Below are 13,746 nucleotides of genomic sequence, written 5' to 3'. Positions count from 1 at the left end.
AACTCAGTCGCTGCCGACCATCATCGCCGAAATTTCCGCCTCGGCAACCTTGGCGCCGTCCACCATGCCTTCGCAGACGAAGCGGTGGATATTGCCGCGCGTCTTGACCCTGCGGACGTGGATCCGCAACTGGTCGCCGGGAACCACCGGCTTGCGGAACTTGGCGTTGTCGATGGTGAGGAAATAGACCAGCGAGGGCTTTGCACCACCGGCGGCGCGAATGCAGATGGCGCCGGCCGTCTGCGCCATCGCCTCGATGATGAGCACGCCCGGCATCACCGGCTGCTCGGGGAAATGGCCGGTGAAATGGGGCTCGTTGACGGTGACGTTCTTGATGCCGATGGCGGAATCGTTGCCGTCGATCTCGACGATGCGATCGACCAGCAGGAGCGGATAGCGATGCGGCAAAAGCTTCATCAGGCCGAGAATGTCGACCGTCTCGAGCGTGGAGTGGACCGTGTCAGCCATTCTTGTCGCCCTTCTTGCTCTTGGCCAGGGAACGGATCAGCGAAAGCTCGCGGAAGAACTCCCGCGTCGGCTGCGCCGGCAGGCCGGCCCAGCGCTCGCCGGAGGGAATGTCGTGCATCAGCCCGGACGACGCCGCCACCTGGGCCCCCGTGCCGATCGACACATGGTCGGCGACACCGACGCGCCCGCCCAGCATCACGAAGTCGCCCAGGGTCACGGAACCGGAAAGGCCGCAATGCCCGGCAATGATGCAGCCGCGCCCGATGCGCACATTATGGCCGATCTGCACCAGGTTATCGATCTTGGTGCCCTCGCCGATGACGGTGTCGGACATGGCACCCCGGTCGACCGTGGAATTCGCGCCGATCTCGACGTCGTCCTGGATGACGACCCGGCCGATCTGCGGCATGCGCTCCGGCCCCTTGGCGCCGGGAACGAAGCCGAAGCCGTCCTGCCCGATCTTGGCGCCGCCGTGAACGATAACGCGGTTGCCGACGAGCGCATACTGGACGCTGGCGTTAGGCCCGATATAGCCGTCGCGGCCGATCTGGCAGGACTGGCCGATGGTCGCGTTCGGCGCGACGACCGTGCCTCGCCCGATGCCGACGCGCGGTCCGATGACCGCACCGGCCTCGATGATCGCGCCTTCCTCGATATGGGCGGTCGGATCCACATGGGCACCCGGCGAAACGCCAGTTTCCGATGTCATCGGCCCGGGCGTGGCCGCGACCGGGAAAAGCAGCCGGCCGACCAGCGCGAACGCCTGCTGGGGACGCGAGTGGACCAGCACCGCCACGTCGGCGGGGGCCATGCCCGCAGCCTCGGGCGGGCAGATGATGGCCGCCGCCTTCAGCGCCTGCATCAGCGCGAAATTGCGCTTGCCCTCGACGAAGACGAGCGCGCCCTCGCCACCTTCGCTCGCCGGAGCCAGCGTCTCGATCACGATGTGCGAATGACCGGAATCCGCCAGAACGGCCCCGGTAAGATTCGCGACCTCGCCCACCGTATACCGGCGTGAAGGCACGAAAAACACCGGATCAGTCATACCTGGGCGCTATCCAGCAAGTGAGAAAAACGTCTTGCGGGCCACTCGGGACCCGCAAGAACCGTGAGCGGCATCAGAAACGGGTCGACATGCCGAAGTTGAATTCCTGGACCTTGTCGCCCTTGCTCTTCTTGACCGGCACCGCGTAGTCGATACGCAGCGGTCCGAACGGCGAGGCCCACATCAGGCCGACACCGACCGAAGCGCGCCATTCCAGGCCAGACGAGTGAACTTGGAACTCATCTGCTTCACCGACGTGGCGGTTAATACCGCTGCCATACAGCGTCGCCGCATCGGCAAATACTGCACCGCGGAGACCGATGCTTTCGGGGATCAGCGGCAGCGGGAACTGCGCCTCGGCCGAGGCATTGAAGTAGGTGGTGCCGCCCAAATGGTCGAACTTACCCTTCGGCGTAAGCGCGTATGGACCGATGCCATTGTACTCGAAGCCACGGATCATGCGGTCGTTGCTCTGGAACTGGTCGAACACGCGCAAATCACCCGATCCGTAACTCGAGACGTAGCCGCCTCCGCCGGAAATCAGGCCGACAAGGTCAAGCTGCTCCGAAAGCATCTGGTAATAGGACGCGCGGCCGGTAACCTTCACGAACTTGGCGTCACCGCCAAGACCGGCGAACTCCGTATTGAAGTTCGCATAGATACCGCTTCGCGGGTTCTTCATGTCGTCGATGGTGTTGTAGGTCAGGCCGGCGCTGATCGACGACTTGATCCACGGGCTCTCTTCCACACCATCGATAATAGCCTGCGAGACATCGCAAGTCCCGCCATCGGACGGAGGAACGCATCCCTTGTCGAACTTATACTTCTCCCGCGAAATATTATAGGCAAGCTGCGTGGAGAGGCTGTCGGTGATCGGCAAGCCGAACCGCACGGTCGCGCCCGTCGTCTCCGAATCGTACTTGCTGTACTGGCGCGTCGACTTGAAGATATCGAAGCCGGCCGCGATGCGGCGACCCAGGAAATAGGGCTCGGTGAACGACAGGCCGTAGTCGCGCGAGCGCTTGCCGCCGCCGGCGGAGAGGCGGATGAACTGGCCGCGTCCAAGGAAGTTGCGCTCCGTGATCGAGCCCTGCACCGACGCTCCGGGCGTATCGCCGCCCGTCGAGTAGCCAGCGCCGATCGAGAATTCGCCGGTCGACTTCTCGACCACGTCCACGATCAGGACGACCTGGTCGGGCTCGGAGCCCGGCGCCGTCGAAATATCAACCGACTGGAAGAAGTCCAGGTCTTCCAGCCGCTTCTTCGCGCGCTTGACCATGACCTGGTTGAAGGCGTCGCCCTCGCTCAGGTCGAACTCGCGCCGGATGACATAGTCGCGCGTCCGCGAATTGCCGCGGATTTCGATGCGCTCGATATAGGCCTTGGCGCCCTGGTCGACGGTGTAGACGACCGAGATGGTGTGGTTTTCGAAATTGCGGTCGCCGCGCGGCGTCACCTGCGCGAAGGCATAGCCCGAATCCGCCACCTTTTCGGTGAGGTTGATGATCGAATCCTCGACATCCTTGGCGTTGTAAACATCGCCCTGATGCGTTTCGACCACCGACTGCAGCGACTTGCTGTCGACCTCGGGAATGGTGCTGTCGACGCTGATATCGCCGAAGGTGTAGCGAGCGCCCTCATCCACCGTGATGGTGATGGTGTACTGGTTGGTCGCCGGATCGAGCTCGGCCCCGGCCGAAACGATCTGGAAATCGGCATAGCCGTGATTGAAGTAGAAGCGGCGCAGCAGTTCCTGGTCGGCCTGCAGCTTCTGCTCGTCGTAAATATCGTCGCGCATAACGAACGACAGCACGTTCGAGCGCTTGGTCTTTATGATGTCGGCCAGGCGGCCGCTGGAATAGGCGTGGTTGCCGACGAAGTTGATCGCAGCGATCTTGGTACGGCCGCCCTCGTTGATGTTGAAGACGACGTTCACCCGGTTGTCGCCCAGATCCATGACCTGGGTGGTGACGGTCGCATCGTCGCGGCCGACATGCCGGTAGGCCGCCTTGATCGCCTCGACGTCGGCATCCGCCGCCGCTTGCGAGTAGACGCCGCGCGGCTTCAGCTGCACCGCGCCCGCGAGTTGCGCGTCCTTGACCTTCTTGTTGCCCTGGAAAAGGACCTGGTTGACGACCTGGTATTCCGAGACCTTGACCACCAGCGAGGAGCCGGACTGGTTGATCTGCACGTCCGAGAACAGGCCCGTTCCGAACAGGGCCTTCACCGCCGCATCGATATCGGCGCTGGAAAAAGGCTTGCCCGGCTTGATGGCGATGTAGTTGCGGATGGTGTCGGCGTCAATGCGCTGGTTGCCGCTGACCACGATGTTACGCACGACCGCGGCCTCGGCAGCGGAGGTCGCCACGAACTGAACGGCGAAAGCGGCAGGTACCACCAGCACGGCAGACAAAGCCACCGCGGACGCGGCGCTCTTGAACTTGGATGTTGCCTTCATCGGGCTACAAAACCTTTTTTCTCGAAGTCCCCACGGCGAGAAAGCCGGACCATCGGATGATTTTCTCGTACCGTATTAACCGGATTTTCCCTACACGCAAGGCTTCTGGTTAATTTGTATTTACTTCGCCCGATCGCGTGGCATTCGCGTCACGCAATTGCCCCGTCATGGTAAACGCGCTCTCAACGAGACGGTGCCTGAGCCGAATTTGTTCATGATTTCAGCACCCAAACAGATCGTTCCAGAACACGAACACCATGAAGGCGAGAACGAGGAACATCCCCGTGCGATAGAGCGCTTCCATCACCCGCTCGGATAGCGGGCGCCGCATGACGGCCTCGGCCGCGTAGAAAACCAGGTGGCCGCCGTCGAGCGGTGGAATCGGCAACAGGTTGAGGATGCCGATGCCGACCGAGAGCAGCGCCACCAGTTGCACCAGCCATTCGAAACCGAGCTTTGCGGCCTGCCCGGCCATGCCGGCGATCTTGACCGGACCGCCAAGTTGGCACTTGTCCTCGCGCCCGACCGCGAACCGCGTCAGGAACTGGCCGGTGCGCTCGATGATGTGCCCGGTTTCCTCCACCGCCGCCACCAGCGCGCCGCCGGGGCCGTAGGTGACGAGCCTCGGCTGGCCCGCTTCCTGGTTGTTGACGACGCCGATGATCGCGACCTTGATCTTGTTGCCGAGGGCGTCCTCCTGCTCCATCAGCCGCGGCGTAGCCGTCACGGTGACGTCCTTGCCGTCGCGCAGCAGGACGAAGGTGATGGCGTCGCCCGCGCGGCCCGAAACCAGGCGCTGGACATCCGAAAAGCTCTCCACCTTCGAGCCATCCACGCTGACGAAGCGGTCTCCGGGGCGGATGCCTGCCTCCTCGGCGGGGCTGCCGGCGGTCACTTCAGCCACCACCGGTTCCGACACGTAGCGGCCATAGGCTACGAACAGCACGGCAAAGACGACGATGGTCAGAAGGAAATTGAACAGCGGGCCGGCAAACACCGTGGCGGCGCGCTTCCACACCGGCTGCGTATGGAACGAGATCTTGCGCTCCGCCTCGCTCAGCGCCTCGATCGCCTGCGCATCCACCTGGCTCGAGGTCACGCTCATGTCGCCGACGAACTTGACGTAGCCGCCGAGCGGGATGGCGCACAGCTTCCAGCGGGTGCCATGCCTGTCGTTGAAGCCGACAAGCTCCGGGCCGAAGCCGACCGAAAACGCCTGCACGCCGATGCCGCACAGCCGCCCGACGAGGTAGTGGCCCATTTCGTGCACGAACACGACCACCATCAGCACGAACAGGAAAGGCACCAGCGTTCCCACGACAATGCCTTGCGGGCTGACCAGAGCGTGCAAAATCTCGTTCAATTCCTAGCCCCTGACGCCCTTGCGGTACCGCTTTCCCCGTGGCTTCGGAGCCAAAGCGGGCAAATCGATGGCCTTTGCGGCCGGGTTTCCGGCCAATCTTCCCGTCAAACCGGAAACAGTCCCTGCGCCGGATGATCGGCCGAGGCAAGGATGCCGCCGATCACGTACATGGCCAGTGCCGCCGCGACAAGCCCGTCGACCCGATCCATGACGCCGCCATGGCCGGGGATGAGCGCACCCGAATCCTTGCGGCCGTGCCGACGCTTGACCCAGGATTCGAACAGGTCGCCCGCCTGCGAAACGACGGACAGGATGAGCGCCGCCACGGCCAGCGTGCCGAGGTTCGTCGCCCCGAAGGCGATCGCCACGAGGAGCCCGGCCGCCACGCCGCCGATCGTGCCGCCCAGCGCCCCGCTTTGCGTCTTGCCGGGCGAGATCGACGGGGCCAACTTCGGCCCGCCCACGGCGCGGCCGACGAAATAGGCGAGAATGTCGGTCGCCCACACCACCGCGAACAAGAACAGGATGGCGACAAGGCCGGAATGGTCGCTGTCGCGCAGCAGCGCCAGCGTCAGCCCCGACAGCCCCGCATAGGCAAGGCCCGTCGAATCCCACTGCCCTGCCCCGCGCGCGATGCCGATTACACCGGTGGCAATGACCATGGCGAGCAGCAACGGCAAAAGAATCGTCGCCGACAGCCCGGCAACAAGGGCGACCAGGAACGCAGCCAGCAGCGCCTCGGGAAACAGGTCGAGGCCGGAGGCCGGCGCCGGCCGCGCCATGCGCGACCATTCATAAAAGACCGCGCCGGCGATCAGCGCGCTGAGCACCCTGAACGGCCAGTCGCCGACAAAGGCCAGGGAAAGCACGACCGCCGCCAGCACGATGGCGGAGACGATGCGCAGTTGCAGGTTGCTCATGACACCGCTTCCTGTGGCTCGATGCCGCCGAAGCGCCGCTCGCGCCCGGCAAAAACACGCAACGCCTCGACAAAATGCTCGCGGCTGAAATCGGGCCAGAAGCACGGCAGGAACACCAGTTCGCTATAGGCCGCCTGCCACAGGAGGAAATTCGACAGACGCAGTTCGCCGCTGGTGCGGATCACCAGTTCCGGGTCGGGAATCCCGGCGGTGTCGAGCGCCGCGGCAAAACGGTCGGAGGTGATCGCCTCGGCATCGAGCTCGCCGCGCTGCACGGCCATGGCCAGCCGGCGCGCGGCGCGCGCGATCTCGTCGCGGCCGCCATAGTTGAAGGCGATGACCAGCGTCAGCGCCCGGTTGGCGACCGTCAGCGTTTCCGCTTCCTCCAGCAGGGCGCGGATATCCGGCTCCAGGCCCTCGCGGTCGCCGATGATGCGCACGCGCACGCCGCTGCGGTGCAGGTCGGCCAGGTCGCGGCGGATGAAAATCTTGAGCAGGCCCATGAGGTCGCTGACCTCGGACTTGGGCCGCGACCAGTTCTCGGACGAGAACGCATAGACGGTCAGGTAGGAAATGCCGAGTTCGGGCGCGGCGCGAACCGCATTGCGCAACGCCTCGACGCCGGCGCGGTGGCCGGCCAGACGCGGCAGGCCCCGCGCCTTGGCCCAGCGTCCATTTCCGTCCATGATGATCGCGACATGCGCGGGCGTTGCCATCTCTTCGCTTCCGGGCCAGCCTGAAACCGAGGCTCGCGCCTAGACCTGCATGATTTCCGTTTCTTTTTCGGCGAGCAGGCTGTCGATGGTGGCGATCGTCTCGTCCGTCAGTTTCTGCACCTGGTCGGACTGCTTGCGCTGATCGTCCTCGCTGATATCGCCGTCCTTTTCCGCCTTCTTGAGGGCGTCCATGCCGTCGCGGCGCACATGGCGGACGGCGACACGGGCATTCTCGGCATAGCTGTGGGAAATCTTGACCAGTTCCTTGCGGCGCTGCTCGTTGAGTTCCGGCAGCGGTATCCGCAGCGTCGTGCCGTCCACGATGGGATTGAAGCCGAGGTTGGATTCACGGATCGCGCGGTCCACGGCACTGACCATGCCCTTGTCCCACACCGACACCGAGATCATGCGTGGTTCCGGCACCGACACGTTGGCCACCTGGTTGATGGGCATCGCCGTGCCGTAGGCCTGCACCTGGATAGCGTCGAGCAGGTTGCTCGATGCGCGCCCGGTGCGCAGGGAAGCCAGGTCGTGCTTGAATGCGGCGATCGCGCCATCCATGCGCCGTTTCAGATCGTCGTAATTGCTCATCTCGTCTCCTCGGCCCGCTCTGCCGGGCTTTTATCGTTGATCGGGTCCCGTCAGTCGTCCGCGACGACCGTGCAGCGACCGCCGCCCTTCAGGATTTCACCGAAGCCGCCCTTCTCGTGGATCGAGTAGACGATTATCGGAATGTTGTTTTCGCGCGCAAGCGCAATCGCGGCCGTATCCATGATGGAAAGGCCCTTGTTGATGACCTCGGCATGGGTGATGCGCTCGAAGCGGGTCGCGCTCGGGTCCTTCTTCGGGTCGGCCGAATAGACGCCGTCGACCTGCGTGCCCTTGAAAAGGGCGTCCGCGCCGATTTCGGCCGCGCGCAATGCCGCCGCCGAATCGGTCGTAAAGAAAGGATTGCCGGTGCCGCCGGCGAAAATCACCACTTTGCCCTCGTCCATGTAGGCGGTCGCCTGCCGCTGCGAGAAGCTTTCGCACAATTCGGGCATGGCGATGGCGGAGAGCACCACCGCATCGACGCCGATCTTGTTGAGCGACGTGCGCAGCGCCAGCGAGTTGATGACGGTCGCCAGCATGCCCATGTGGTCGCCGGTGACGCGGTCGCCGCCCTTTGAGGCCACCGCCACGCCGCGGAAGATGTTGCCGCCGCCGATGACCACGCCGACTTCCACGCCGAGCGAGCGCGCTTCGGCGATGTCGGCGGCGATGCGATCGACCACGGAAACGTCGATGCCGAAATGCTGCTCGCCCATCAGCGCTTCGCCGGACGCCTTGAGCAACACACGGCGGTAAAGAGGCTTTGACGTCATCGGTTTCTCATCGCTGTTACAGGCCGCCGACGGCCGGGAGCGCCCCACGCCTGCCCGTCCTGATCGTTCGCTGGTTGCGATACACGAAGGGCGCCGCGATGTCACGCGGCGCCCTCCCCGTTCATGTTGACCAACAGCGCCGAAGCGCTTGAAGCGCCGTTACTTTTTAACGGTAGCCGCGACTTCCGCCGCAAAGTCGGTCTCTTCCTTCTCGATGCCCTCGCCAAGCGCGAATCGCAGATAGGCGGCAATCTTCGCCGGAGCGCCGATTTCCTTCTCCGCTTCCTTCAGCGCCTGCTCGACGGTGACGTCGGGGTTGAGCACGAAGGACTGCTTCAGCAGCACCACTTCCTCGTAGAACTTGCGCAGGCGGCCCTCGACCATCTTCTCGATGATGGCTTCCGGCTTGCCGGAGGCGCGCGCCTGGTCGGAGAAGATCGCCTTCTCGCGCTCGACGGCGGCCGGGTCCAGTTCGTCGGTCGTCAGCGCCAGCGGGTTGATCGCGGCGATGTGCATGGCGACCTGGCGGGCAAAGGCGCCGGCCTTGTGCGCATCGCCGGTCGTCTCGATGGCGACCAGCACGCCGAGCTTGCCGAGGTTGTCGGCAACGGCGTTGTGGACATAGGTCGCGACCGCGCCGTTGGCGACGCTGAGCTTGGCCGAGCGGCGGAAGCCGAGGTTTTCGCCGATGGTGCCGACGGCGTCCTTGATCGTCTCGGTGACCGACTTGTCCGAACCCGGATACTGGGCAGCGGCAACCGCCTCGGTGGCACCGTAGGCCAGCGCCACCTTGGCGACGTTGCCGACGATTTCCTGGAAGGCGGCGTTGCGGGCGACGAAGTCCGTCTCGGAGTTGACCTCGACGATCGCGGCCTCGCGCACGCCGGCATCGACGCCGATCAGGCCTTCGGCAGCGGTGCGGCCGGCCTTCTTGTCGGCCTTGGAAATGCCCTTCTTGCGCAGCCAGTCGACCGCTTCTTCCATGTTGCCGTTGGTTTCGGCGAGCGCTGCCTTGCAGTCCATCATGCCTGCGCCGGTCAGGTCGCGAAGCTCTTTGACCTGTGCTGCTGTAATGCTCATCTTTTGCCTCTTTGTTCAAAACGGGCATGCGCACCACCGAAGTCTCGGTGATGCGCCATGCCGGACGCTTAGCGCGTCACGGTGTAGGAAATGCGAAGGCCGGGCCGGCCCTGGCAATTACGCCTGCGGAGCTTCGTCCGCCGGGGTCTCGTCGAGCGCCGGTTCCACCGGAGCCTCGACCGCAGCGCCGACGTCGACGCCGAGCGCGCCCTGCTGGCGGGCGATGCCGTCAATGGCGGCCTTGGCGACCAGGTCGCAGTAGAGCTGGATGGCGCGCGCCGCGTCGTCGTTGCCGGGGATCGGGAAATCGACCTTGTCCGGATCGCAGTTCGAATCGATGACGGCGACCACCGGGATGCCGAGGCGCTTGGCCTCGAGGATCGCGATCGCTTCCTTGTTGGTGTCGATCACGAACATCAGGTCCGGGGTCGAGCCCATGTCCTTGATGCCGCCCAGCGCCTTGTCCAGCTTCTCGCGCTCGCGGTCGAGGTTGAGGCGCTCCTTCTTGGTGAAGCCCTGGGCCTCGCCGCCGGAGAGCAGCTCGTCGAGCTTGCGCAGGCGCTGGATGGAGTTGGAGATCGTCTTCCAGTTGGTCAGCATGCCGCCGAGCCAGCGGGAATTGACATAGTACTGCGCCGAACGCTGCGCCGCATCGGCGACGATATCCGACGCCTGGCGCTTGGTGCCGACGAACAGCACGCGACCGCCGCGGGCGACCACGTCGGACACCTGCTGCAGCGCCTGGTTGAGCAGCGGAACCGTCTGCGACAGGTCGATGATGTGGATGTTGTTGCGCGCGCCATAGATGTAGGGCGCCATCTTCGGGTTCCAGCGGTGGGTCTGGTGGCCGAAGTGAACACCAGCTTCCAGAAGCTGGCGCATGCTGTACTCAGGCAGAGCCATCTAAAAAGTTCCTTTCCGGTTGGCCTCCACGGACAAGAGGCGAAAGGAAGGGATTTTCCGTTCGCCACCGGAGGTTTCAGCCGGATTTCTCCCGGGCAGACACCAATGTCCGTGTGTGGAATGAGCGCGCCTATAAAGGCTCGCCGCACAAAACGCAAGCCGCCGTCAGACCGAGCGCATCAGGCCGCCGTCGACGCGGATGTTCTGGCCGGTGATGTAGCCCGCCCCGTCCGACGCCAGGAAGGCGATGGTCGCGGCAATCTCGGCCGTCGTGCCGTAGCGCTGCATCGGCACCGATTCGCGCCGCTCCTCGGTCCCGGGAAGGCTGTCGATCCAGCCCGGCAGGACGTTGTTCATGCGGATATTGTCGGCCGCATAGGTGTCGGCGAACAGCTTGGTGAAGGAGGCGAGCCCGGCCCGGAACACGGCCGAGGTCGGGAACATTGGCGACGGCTCCAGCGCCCAGGCGGTGGAGATGTTGATGATCGAGCCGGATTTCTGCTTCTGCATGAGCGGGGTCACCAGCCGCGTCGGGCGCACCACGTTCATGAAATAGGTGTCCATGCCCTTGTGCCAGTCCTCGTCGCTGATCTCGAGGATCTGCGCGCGCGGCCCATGGCCGGCGCTGTTGACCAGCACGTCGATGCGGCCCCATGTCTCGACCGCGCGGTCGACCAGCCGCTTCAGGTCGTCGTTCGACTGGTTGGAGCCGGTGACGCCGATCCCGCCCAATTCCGCGGCAAGCGCCTCCCCCTTGCCGGACGACGACAGGATGGCGACCTTGAAGCCGTCGGCCGCAAGCCTTCGCGCCGCACCCGCTCCCATGCCCGAACCACCGGCGGTAATGACCGCAACCTTCTCACCCGACATCGTTCAATCTCCCGCTTAAAATATACCGATCATGGCTTTAGCACCGCAGGGAACCCAGGACAGCTTTATATCGCCCTACCCTTGCGGCACCTTGCCGTTTTTCACCCGCACCCGGCGAAACACCGCGACGATCTCCTCGCGGCTGCATTCGACCGCGCCCAGCCTCACCGCCCGGTCCCGCTCCAGCCCGGTGATGTCGTAATGCGGCGCCGACGTCTTCGGCGGCCCTTGGTAGGACGAGCGCTTGATCGCCAGCTTGTGGGCGAAACCGTGCAGTTCCTCGACCTCGTCGGCCAGCATGTGGCACCACAGCTTGCCAGCCCATTTCCAGATCGCGGCATCGACATAGACGGCCATGGCGCCGCTATTTGTTGTTGCAGGCCTTCTTGGGCGCGTTGTCGAACAGCGCCAGGTTGACCAGCTTGCCGGTCATGGAGAATTCGCCGTAGTCCATCGTCAGGTCGCGTGTCAGCCCGTTTTCATGCAGCTTGAAGCTGATGCGGTACTGCGGCACCTCTTCGCCGCTCTCCTTCTGGGAAAGGTCGAAATAGGCGATGTCGACCGGCCAGTACTTGTCCTTGCCGAGCTTGGCGAGCGCCGGCAGTTCCGGATCGTCCTTGTCGACCTCGGCCTTGTTGCCGACGACGATCGAGGTGGTCATCACCCTGTCGGCGTCCTCGGAGCCGTCGAACAGGTTCGTCTCGTAGAAATGCTCGCCCTTTTCGGCCCTGCCGATCAGTTCCTCGAGGTGCTGCGTCGGAAACTGGGTCGGGGCAAGCTGGACGACTTTTTTATCCGGCTTGTCGAGATCGACCTCGACGCCCTTATCCGTGCGCGTCGCGGTGCCCTTCACCTCCTTGTCCAGCGCCTGGTCGATGAAGGACTTGGTGACGAAGGAGAAGGTCTTGCCCTTGGCGTCCTCGTAGGTCGTCGTCTGCTGGTCGCTGACGCGGCTGCTGTCGCCGGTGGCGATCTGGGTGACGAAGCGGAAATTCACCGTGTATCCGTCGCAGGGCGAGCCGTTGAACTCGTAGACCATGCGGCCGGTGATGCCGGTGATGCCAGAGCGGTCCGACGCCTTGTCCAGCGACAGGTCGTAGACGGCGCGGTGCGCCTGGAGGATCGGAACCGCGAAGGCCGGAGCCGCCAGGGCAGTGCTTGACACCAGGACGGCACAAAATGCTAGGCGCTTGACGCGCATGGGCAGGCTCCGATCAGGAACGGCTGGGGGCAGCCGCCGGGGAAAGATGGTCCAGCTAGAAAAAAGTCGTGGCGGAAGCGAGGCAAAAATAGCACTTTCGCCCCAACCTTTCGTCACCATTCAGCAATAGGGAAATAAAATGAGCGAAACAATCGAAAACCGGTTGAGCAACCTCGGCATCACGCTTCCGGTGGCAGCCGCGCCTGCCGCCAACTACGTGCCTTACGTGCGCAGCGGCAACCTCCTGTTTCCGTCCGGCCAGTTGCCGATAAAGGACGGCAAGCTCGCCTTCACCGGGCTGCTCGGCCGCGACCTCGACACCGCGACCGGCAAGGAAGCCGCGAAATACTGCGCGATCAACGTGCTGGCCCAGGCCAAGGCCGCGCTCGGCGACCTCGAAAAGATCCGCCGGCTGGTCAAGATCAACATTTATGTGGCCTCCTCGCCCGACTTCACCGAGCAGCACCTGGTCGGCAATGGCGCTTCCGACCTGTTCGCTGAGGTGTTGGGCGAGCGCGGCAAGCATGCGCGCGTCGCGGTCGGCATGGCGTCGCTGCCGCTCAACGCGGCGGTCGAGGTCGAGTCGATCTTCGAAGTCGAGTAAGCGAGCCCTCTATGACCGACCTTTCCTGGCTGATCGCCCGGCCTATCGCCCACCGCGGCTTCCACGACAAGAACAGGACGCGGTGGGAAAACACGCTGTCGGCGTTCGATGCTGCCATCGAGCGCGACTATGCCATCGAGTGCGATGCGCATCTGTCGTCCGACGGCGTGCCGGTCGTCATCCATGACGACGACCTCAAGCGGCTGACCGGCGAGGACGGTTTCGTGTGGCAGCGCACGGCAGACGAACTCGGCGCGATGCGCATCGGCGGCACCGAAGACCACGTACCGACGCTGGAGGAAGTGCTGGCGCGCATTGGCGGGCGGGTGCCGGTCGTCGTCGAGGTCAAGGGCACGCCCGGCCGGGATGCCGGACTGGTCGAGCGCGTCGGCAAGCAGCTGACGCGCTACCAGGGCAAGGCGGCGATCATGTCGTTCGATCACTGGCTGATCCGCGATTTCGCAAAATATGCTCCCGGCATTCCCGGCGGCCTCACCGCCTATGGCCGCGACAACGCGCTGATCGAGGCGCATTTCTCCATGCTCGCCCACGACATCGCCTTCACATCCTATGCCGCCGGCGACCTGCCCAATCCTTTCGTCAGCTTCGTGCGCGAAAAGCTGAAGATGCCGGTCATCACCTGGACGGTCCTCGACCAGCCGGCGGTGGACCTGACGTTCCGCTATGCCGACCAGATGACGTTCGAAGGCTTCGAACCCGATGCTGCCACGCGCCTTGCCTGACACCGACGGTG

The 13,746-nt window shown here is 64.3% G+C and carries 15 protein-coding genes; 2 read left to right on the top strand and 13 right to left on the bottom strand.

The window, feature by feature from the left end; translation table 11 throughout:
- Positions 1–3: 3 nt before the first annotated feature.
- From fabZ to ACFOHJ_RS16095, 13 genes are all read right to left on the bottom strand, one after another.
- A complete protein-coding gene (gene fabZ, locus ACFOHJ_RS16155; RefSeq protein WP_378222194.1) occupies positions 4–468 on the bottom strand; it encodes a 3-hydroxyacyl-ACP dehydratase FabZ in 465 nt (154 codons plus the stop codon).
- Positions 461–1,513, bottom strand: coding sequence for a UDP-3-O-(3-hydroxymyristoyl)glucosamine N-acyltransferase (gene lpxD, locus ACFOHJ_RS16150; RefSeq protein WP_378222192.1), 1,053 nt, complete (start codon positions 1,511–1,513; stop codon positions 461–463). The genes fabZ and lpxD overlap by 8 nt, the downstream gene beginning before the upstream one ends.
- A gap of 73 nt (positions 1,514–1,586) precedes the next feature.
- On the bottom strand, positions 1,587–3,971 hold the full coding sequence (gene bamA / locus ACFOHJ_RS16145; RefSeq protein WP_378222190.1) for an outer membrane protein assembly factor BamA: 2,385 nt from the start codon (positions 3,969–3,971) through the stop codon (positions 1,587–1,589).
- Between the two features lie 220 nt (positions 3,972–4,191).
- Complete coding sequence (rseP, locus tag ACFOHJ_RS16140; protein ID WP_378222188.1) at positions 4,192–5,334, bottom strand: RIP metalloprotease RseP; 1,143 nt, start codon at positions 5,332–5,334, stop codon at positions 4,192–4,194.
- 104 nt (positions 5,335–5,438) lie between these two features.
- Entirely contained in the window at positions 5,439–6,254 is an 816-nt protein-coding gene (locus tag ACFOHJ_RS16135) for a phosphatidate cytidylyltransferase (protein ID WP_378222186.1), read from the bottom strand.
- Entirely contained in the window at positions 6,251–6,970 is a 720-nt protein-coding gene (locus tag ACFOHJ_RS16130; RefSeq protein WP_378222184.1) for an isoprenyl transferase, read from the bottom strand. The genes ACFOHJ_RS16135 and ACFOHJ_RS16130 overlap by 4 nt, the downstream gene beginning before the upstream one ends.
- A gap of 39 nt (positions 6,971–7,009) precedes the next feature.
- On the bottom strand, positions 7,010–7,561 hold the full coding sequence (gene frr / locus ACFOHJ_RS16125) for a ribosome recycling factor (RefSeq protein ID WP_378222182.1): 552 nt from the start codon (positions 7,559–7,561) through the stop codon (positions 7,010–7,012).
- A gap of 50 nt (positions 7,562–7,611) precedes the next feature.
- Entirely contained in the window at positions 7,612–8,334 is a 723-nt protein-coding gene (gene pyrH / locus ACFOHJ_RS16120) for a UMP kinase (protein WP_378222180.1), read from the bottom strand.
- Positions 8,335–8,493: 159 nt separating this feature from the next.
- Positions 8,494–9,414, bottom strand: coding sequence for a translation elongation factor Ts (gene tsf, locus ACFOHJ_RS16115; protein ID WP_378222178.1), 921 nt, complete (start codon positions 9,412–9,414; stop codon positions 8,494–8,496).
- Between the two features lie 117 nt (positions 9,415–9,531).
- Positions 9,532–10,317, bottom strand: coding sequence for a 30S ribosomal protein S2 (gene rpsB, locus ACFOHJ_RS16110; RefSeq protein ID WP_378222176.1), 786 nt, complete (start codon positions 10,315–10,317; stop codon positions 9,532–9,534).
- A gap of 165 nt (positions 10,318–10,482) precedes the next feature.
- Complete coding sequence (locus ACFOHJ_RS16105) at positions 10,483–11,187, bottom strand: SDR family oxidoreductase (RefSeq protein WP_378222174.1); 705 nt, start codon at positions 11,185–11,187, stop codon at positions 10,483–10,485.
- Positions 11,188–11,262: 75 nt separating this feature from the next.
- Positions 11,263–11,544, bottom strand: a complete 282-nt coding sequence (locus ACFOHJ_RS16100; RefSeq protein WP_378222172.1) for a DUF4031 domain-containing protein — start codon at positions 11,542–11,544, stop codon at positions 11,263–11,265.
- Between the two features lie 7 nt (positions 11,545–11,551).
- Positions 11,552–12,388, bottom strand: coding sequence for a cell envelope integrity EipB family protein (locus ACFOHJ_RS16095; protein WP_378222170.1), 837 nt, complete (start codon positions 12,386–12,388; stop codon positions 11,552–11,554).
- 139 nt (positions 12,389–12,527) lie between these two features.
- Here ACFOHJ_RS16095 and ACFOHJ_RS16090 point away from each other — a divergent pair, with 139 nt between their 5' ends.
- Positions 12,528–12,992, top strand: a complete 465-nt coding sequence (locus tag ACFOHJ_RS16090; protein ID WP_378222168.1) for a RidA family protein — start codon at positions 12,528–12,530, stop codon at positions 12,990–12,992.
- An 11-nt stretch (positions 12,993–13,003) separates the two neighbouring features.
- The gene (locus ACFOHJ_RS16085) at positions 13,004–13,735 is read left to right on the top strand and encodes a glycerophosphodiester phosphodiesterase (protein WP_378222166.1); all 732 of its coding nucleotides are present in this window, start codon (positions 13,004–13,006) and stop codon (positions 13,733–13,735) included.
- Positions 13,736–13,746: the final 11 nt, after the last annotated feature.

Source organism: Aquamicrobium soli, assembly GCF_042646345.1.
Lineage (GTDB): Bacteria > Pseudomonadota > Alphaproteobacteria > Rhizobiales > Rhizobiaceae > Mesorhizobium > Mesorhizobium soli_A.
Note: the sequence above shows the minus strand (reverse complement) of the source record. Positions and strands in the feature narration are given on the sequence as shown.

What these genes read in the sequence shown, in the direction of transcription:
- fabZ (WP_378222194.1), bottom strand. Translation starts at nt 468, where the DNA reads ATGGCTGACACGGTCCACTCCACGCTCGAGACGGTCGACATTCTCGGC.
- lpxD (WP_378222192.1), bottom strand. Translation starts at nt 1,513, where the DNA reads ATGACTGATCCGGTGTTTTTCGTGCCTTCACGCCGGTATACGGTGGGC.
- bamA (WP_378222190.1), bottom strand. Translation starts at nt 3,971, where the DNA reads ATGAAGGCAACATCCAAGTTCAAGAGCGCCGCGTCCGCGGTGGCTTTG.
- ACFOHJ_RS16135 (WP_378222186.1), bottom strand. Translation starts at nt 6,254, where the DNA reads ATGAGCAACCTGCAACTGCGCATCGTCTCCGCCATCGTGCTGGCGGCG.
- ACFOHJ_RS16130 (WP_378222184.1), bottom strand. Translation starts at nt 6,970, where the DNA reads ATGGCAACGCCCGCGCATGTCGCGATCATCATGGACGGAAATGGACGC.
- frr (WP_378222182.1), bottom strand. Translation starts at nt 7,561, where the DNA reads ATGAGCAATTACGACGATCTGAAACGGCGCATGGATGGCGCGATCGCC.
- pyrH (WP_378222180.1), bottom strand. Translation starts at nt 8,334, where the DNA reads ATGACGTCAAAGCCTCTTTACCGCCGTGTGTTGCTCAAGGCGTCCGGC.
- tsf (WP_378222178.1), bottom strand. Translation starts at nt 9,414, where the DNA reads ATGAGCATTACAGCAGCACAGGTCAAAGAGCTTCGCGACCTGACCGGC.
- rpsB (WP_378222176.1), bottom strand. Translation starts at nt 10,317, where the DNA reads ATGGCTCTGCCTGAGTACAGCATGCGCCAGCTTCTGGAAGCTGGTGTT.
- ACFOHJ_RS16105 (WP_378222174.1), bottom strand. Translation starts at nt 11,187, where the DNA reads ATGTCGGGTGAGAAGGTTGCGGTCATTACCGCCGGTGGTTCGGGCATG.
- ACFOHJ_RS16100 (WP_378222172.1), bottom strand. Translation starts at nt 11,544, where the DNA reads ATGGCCGTCTATGTCGATGCCGCGATCTGGAAATGGGCTGGCAAGCTG.
- ACFOHJ_RS16095 (WP_378222170.1), bottom strand. Translation starts at nt 12,388, where the DNA reads ATGCGCGTCAAGCGCCTAGCATTTTGTGCCGTCCTGGTGTCAAGCACT.
- ACFOHJ_RS16090 (WP_378222168.1), top strand. Translation starts at nt 12,528, where the DNA reads ATGAGCGAAACAATCGAAAACCGGTTGAGCAACCTCGGCATCACGCTT.
- ACFOHJ_RS16085 (WP_378222166.1), top strand. Translation starts at nt 13,004, where the DNA reads ATGACCGACCTTTCCTGGCTGATCGCCCGGCCTATCGCCCACCGCGGC.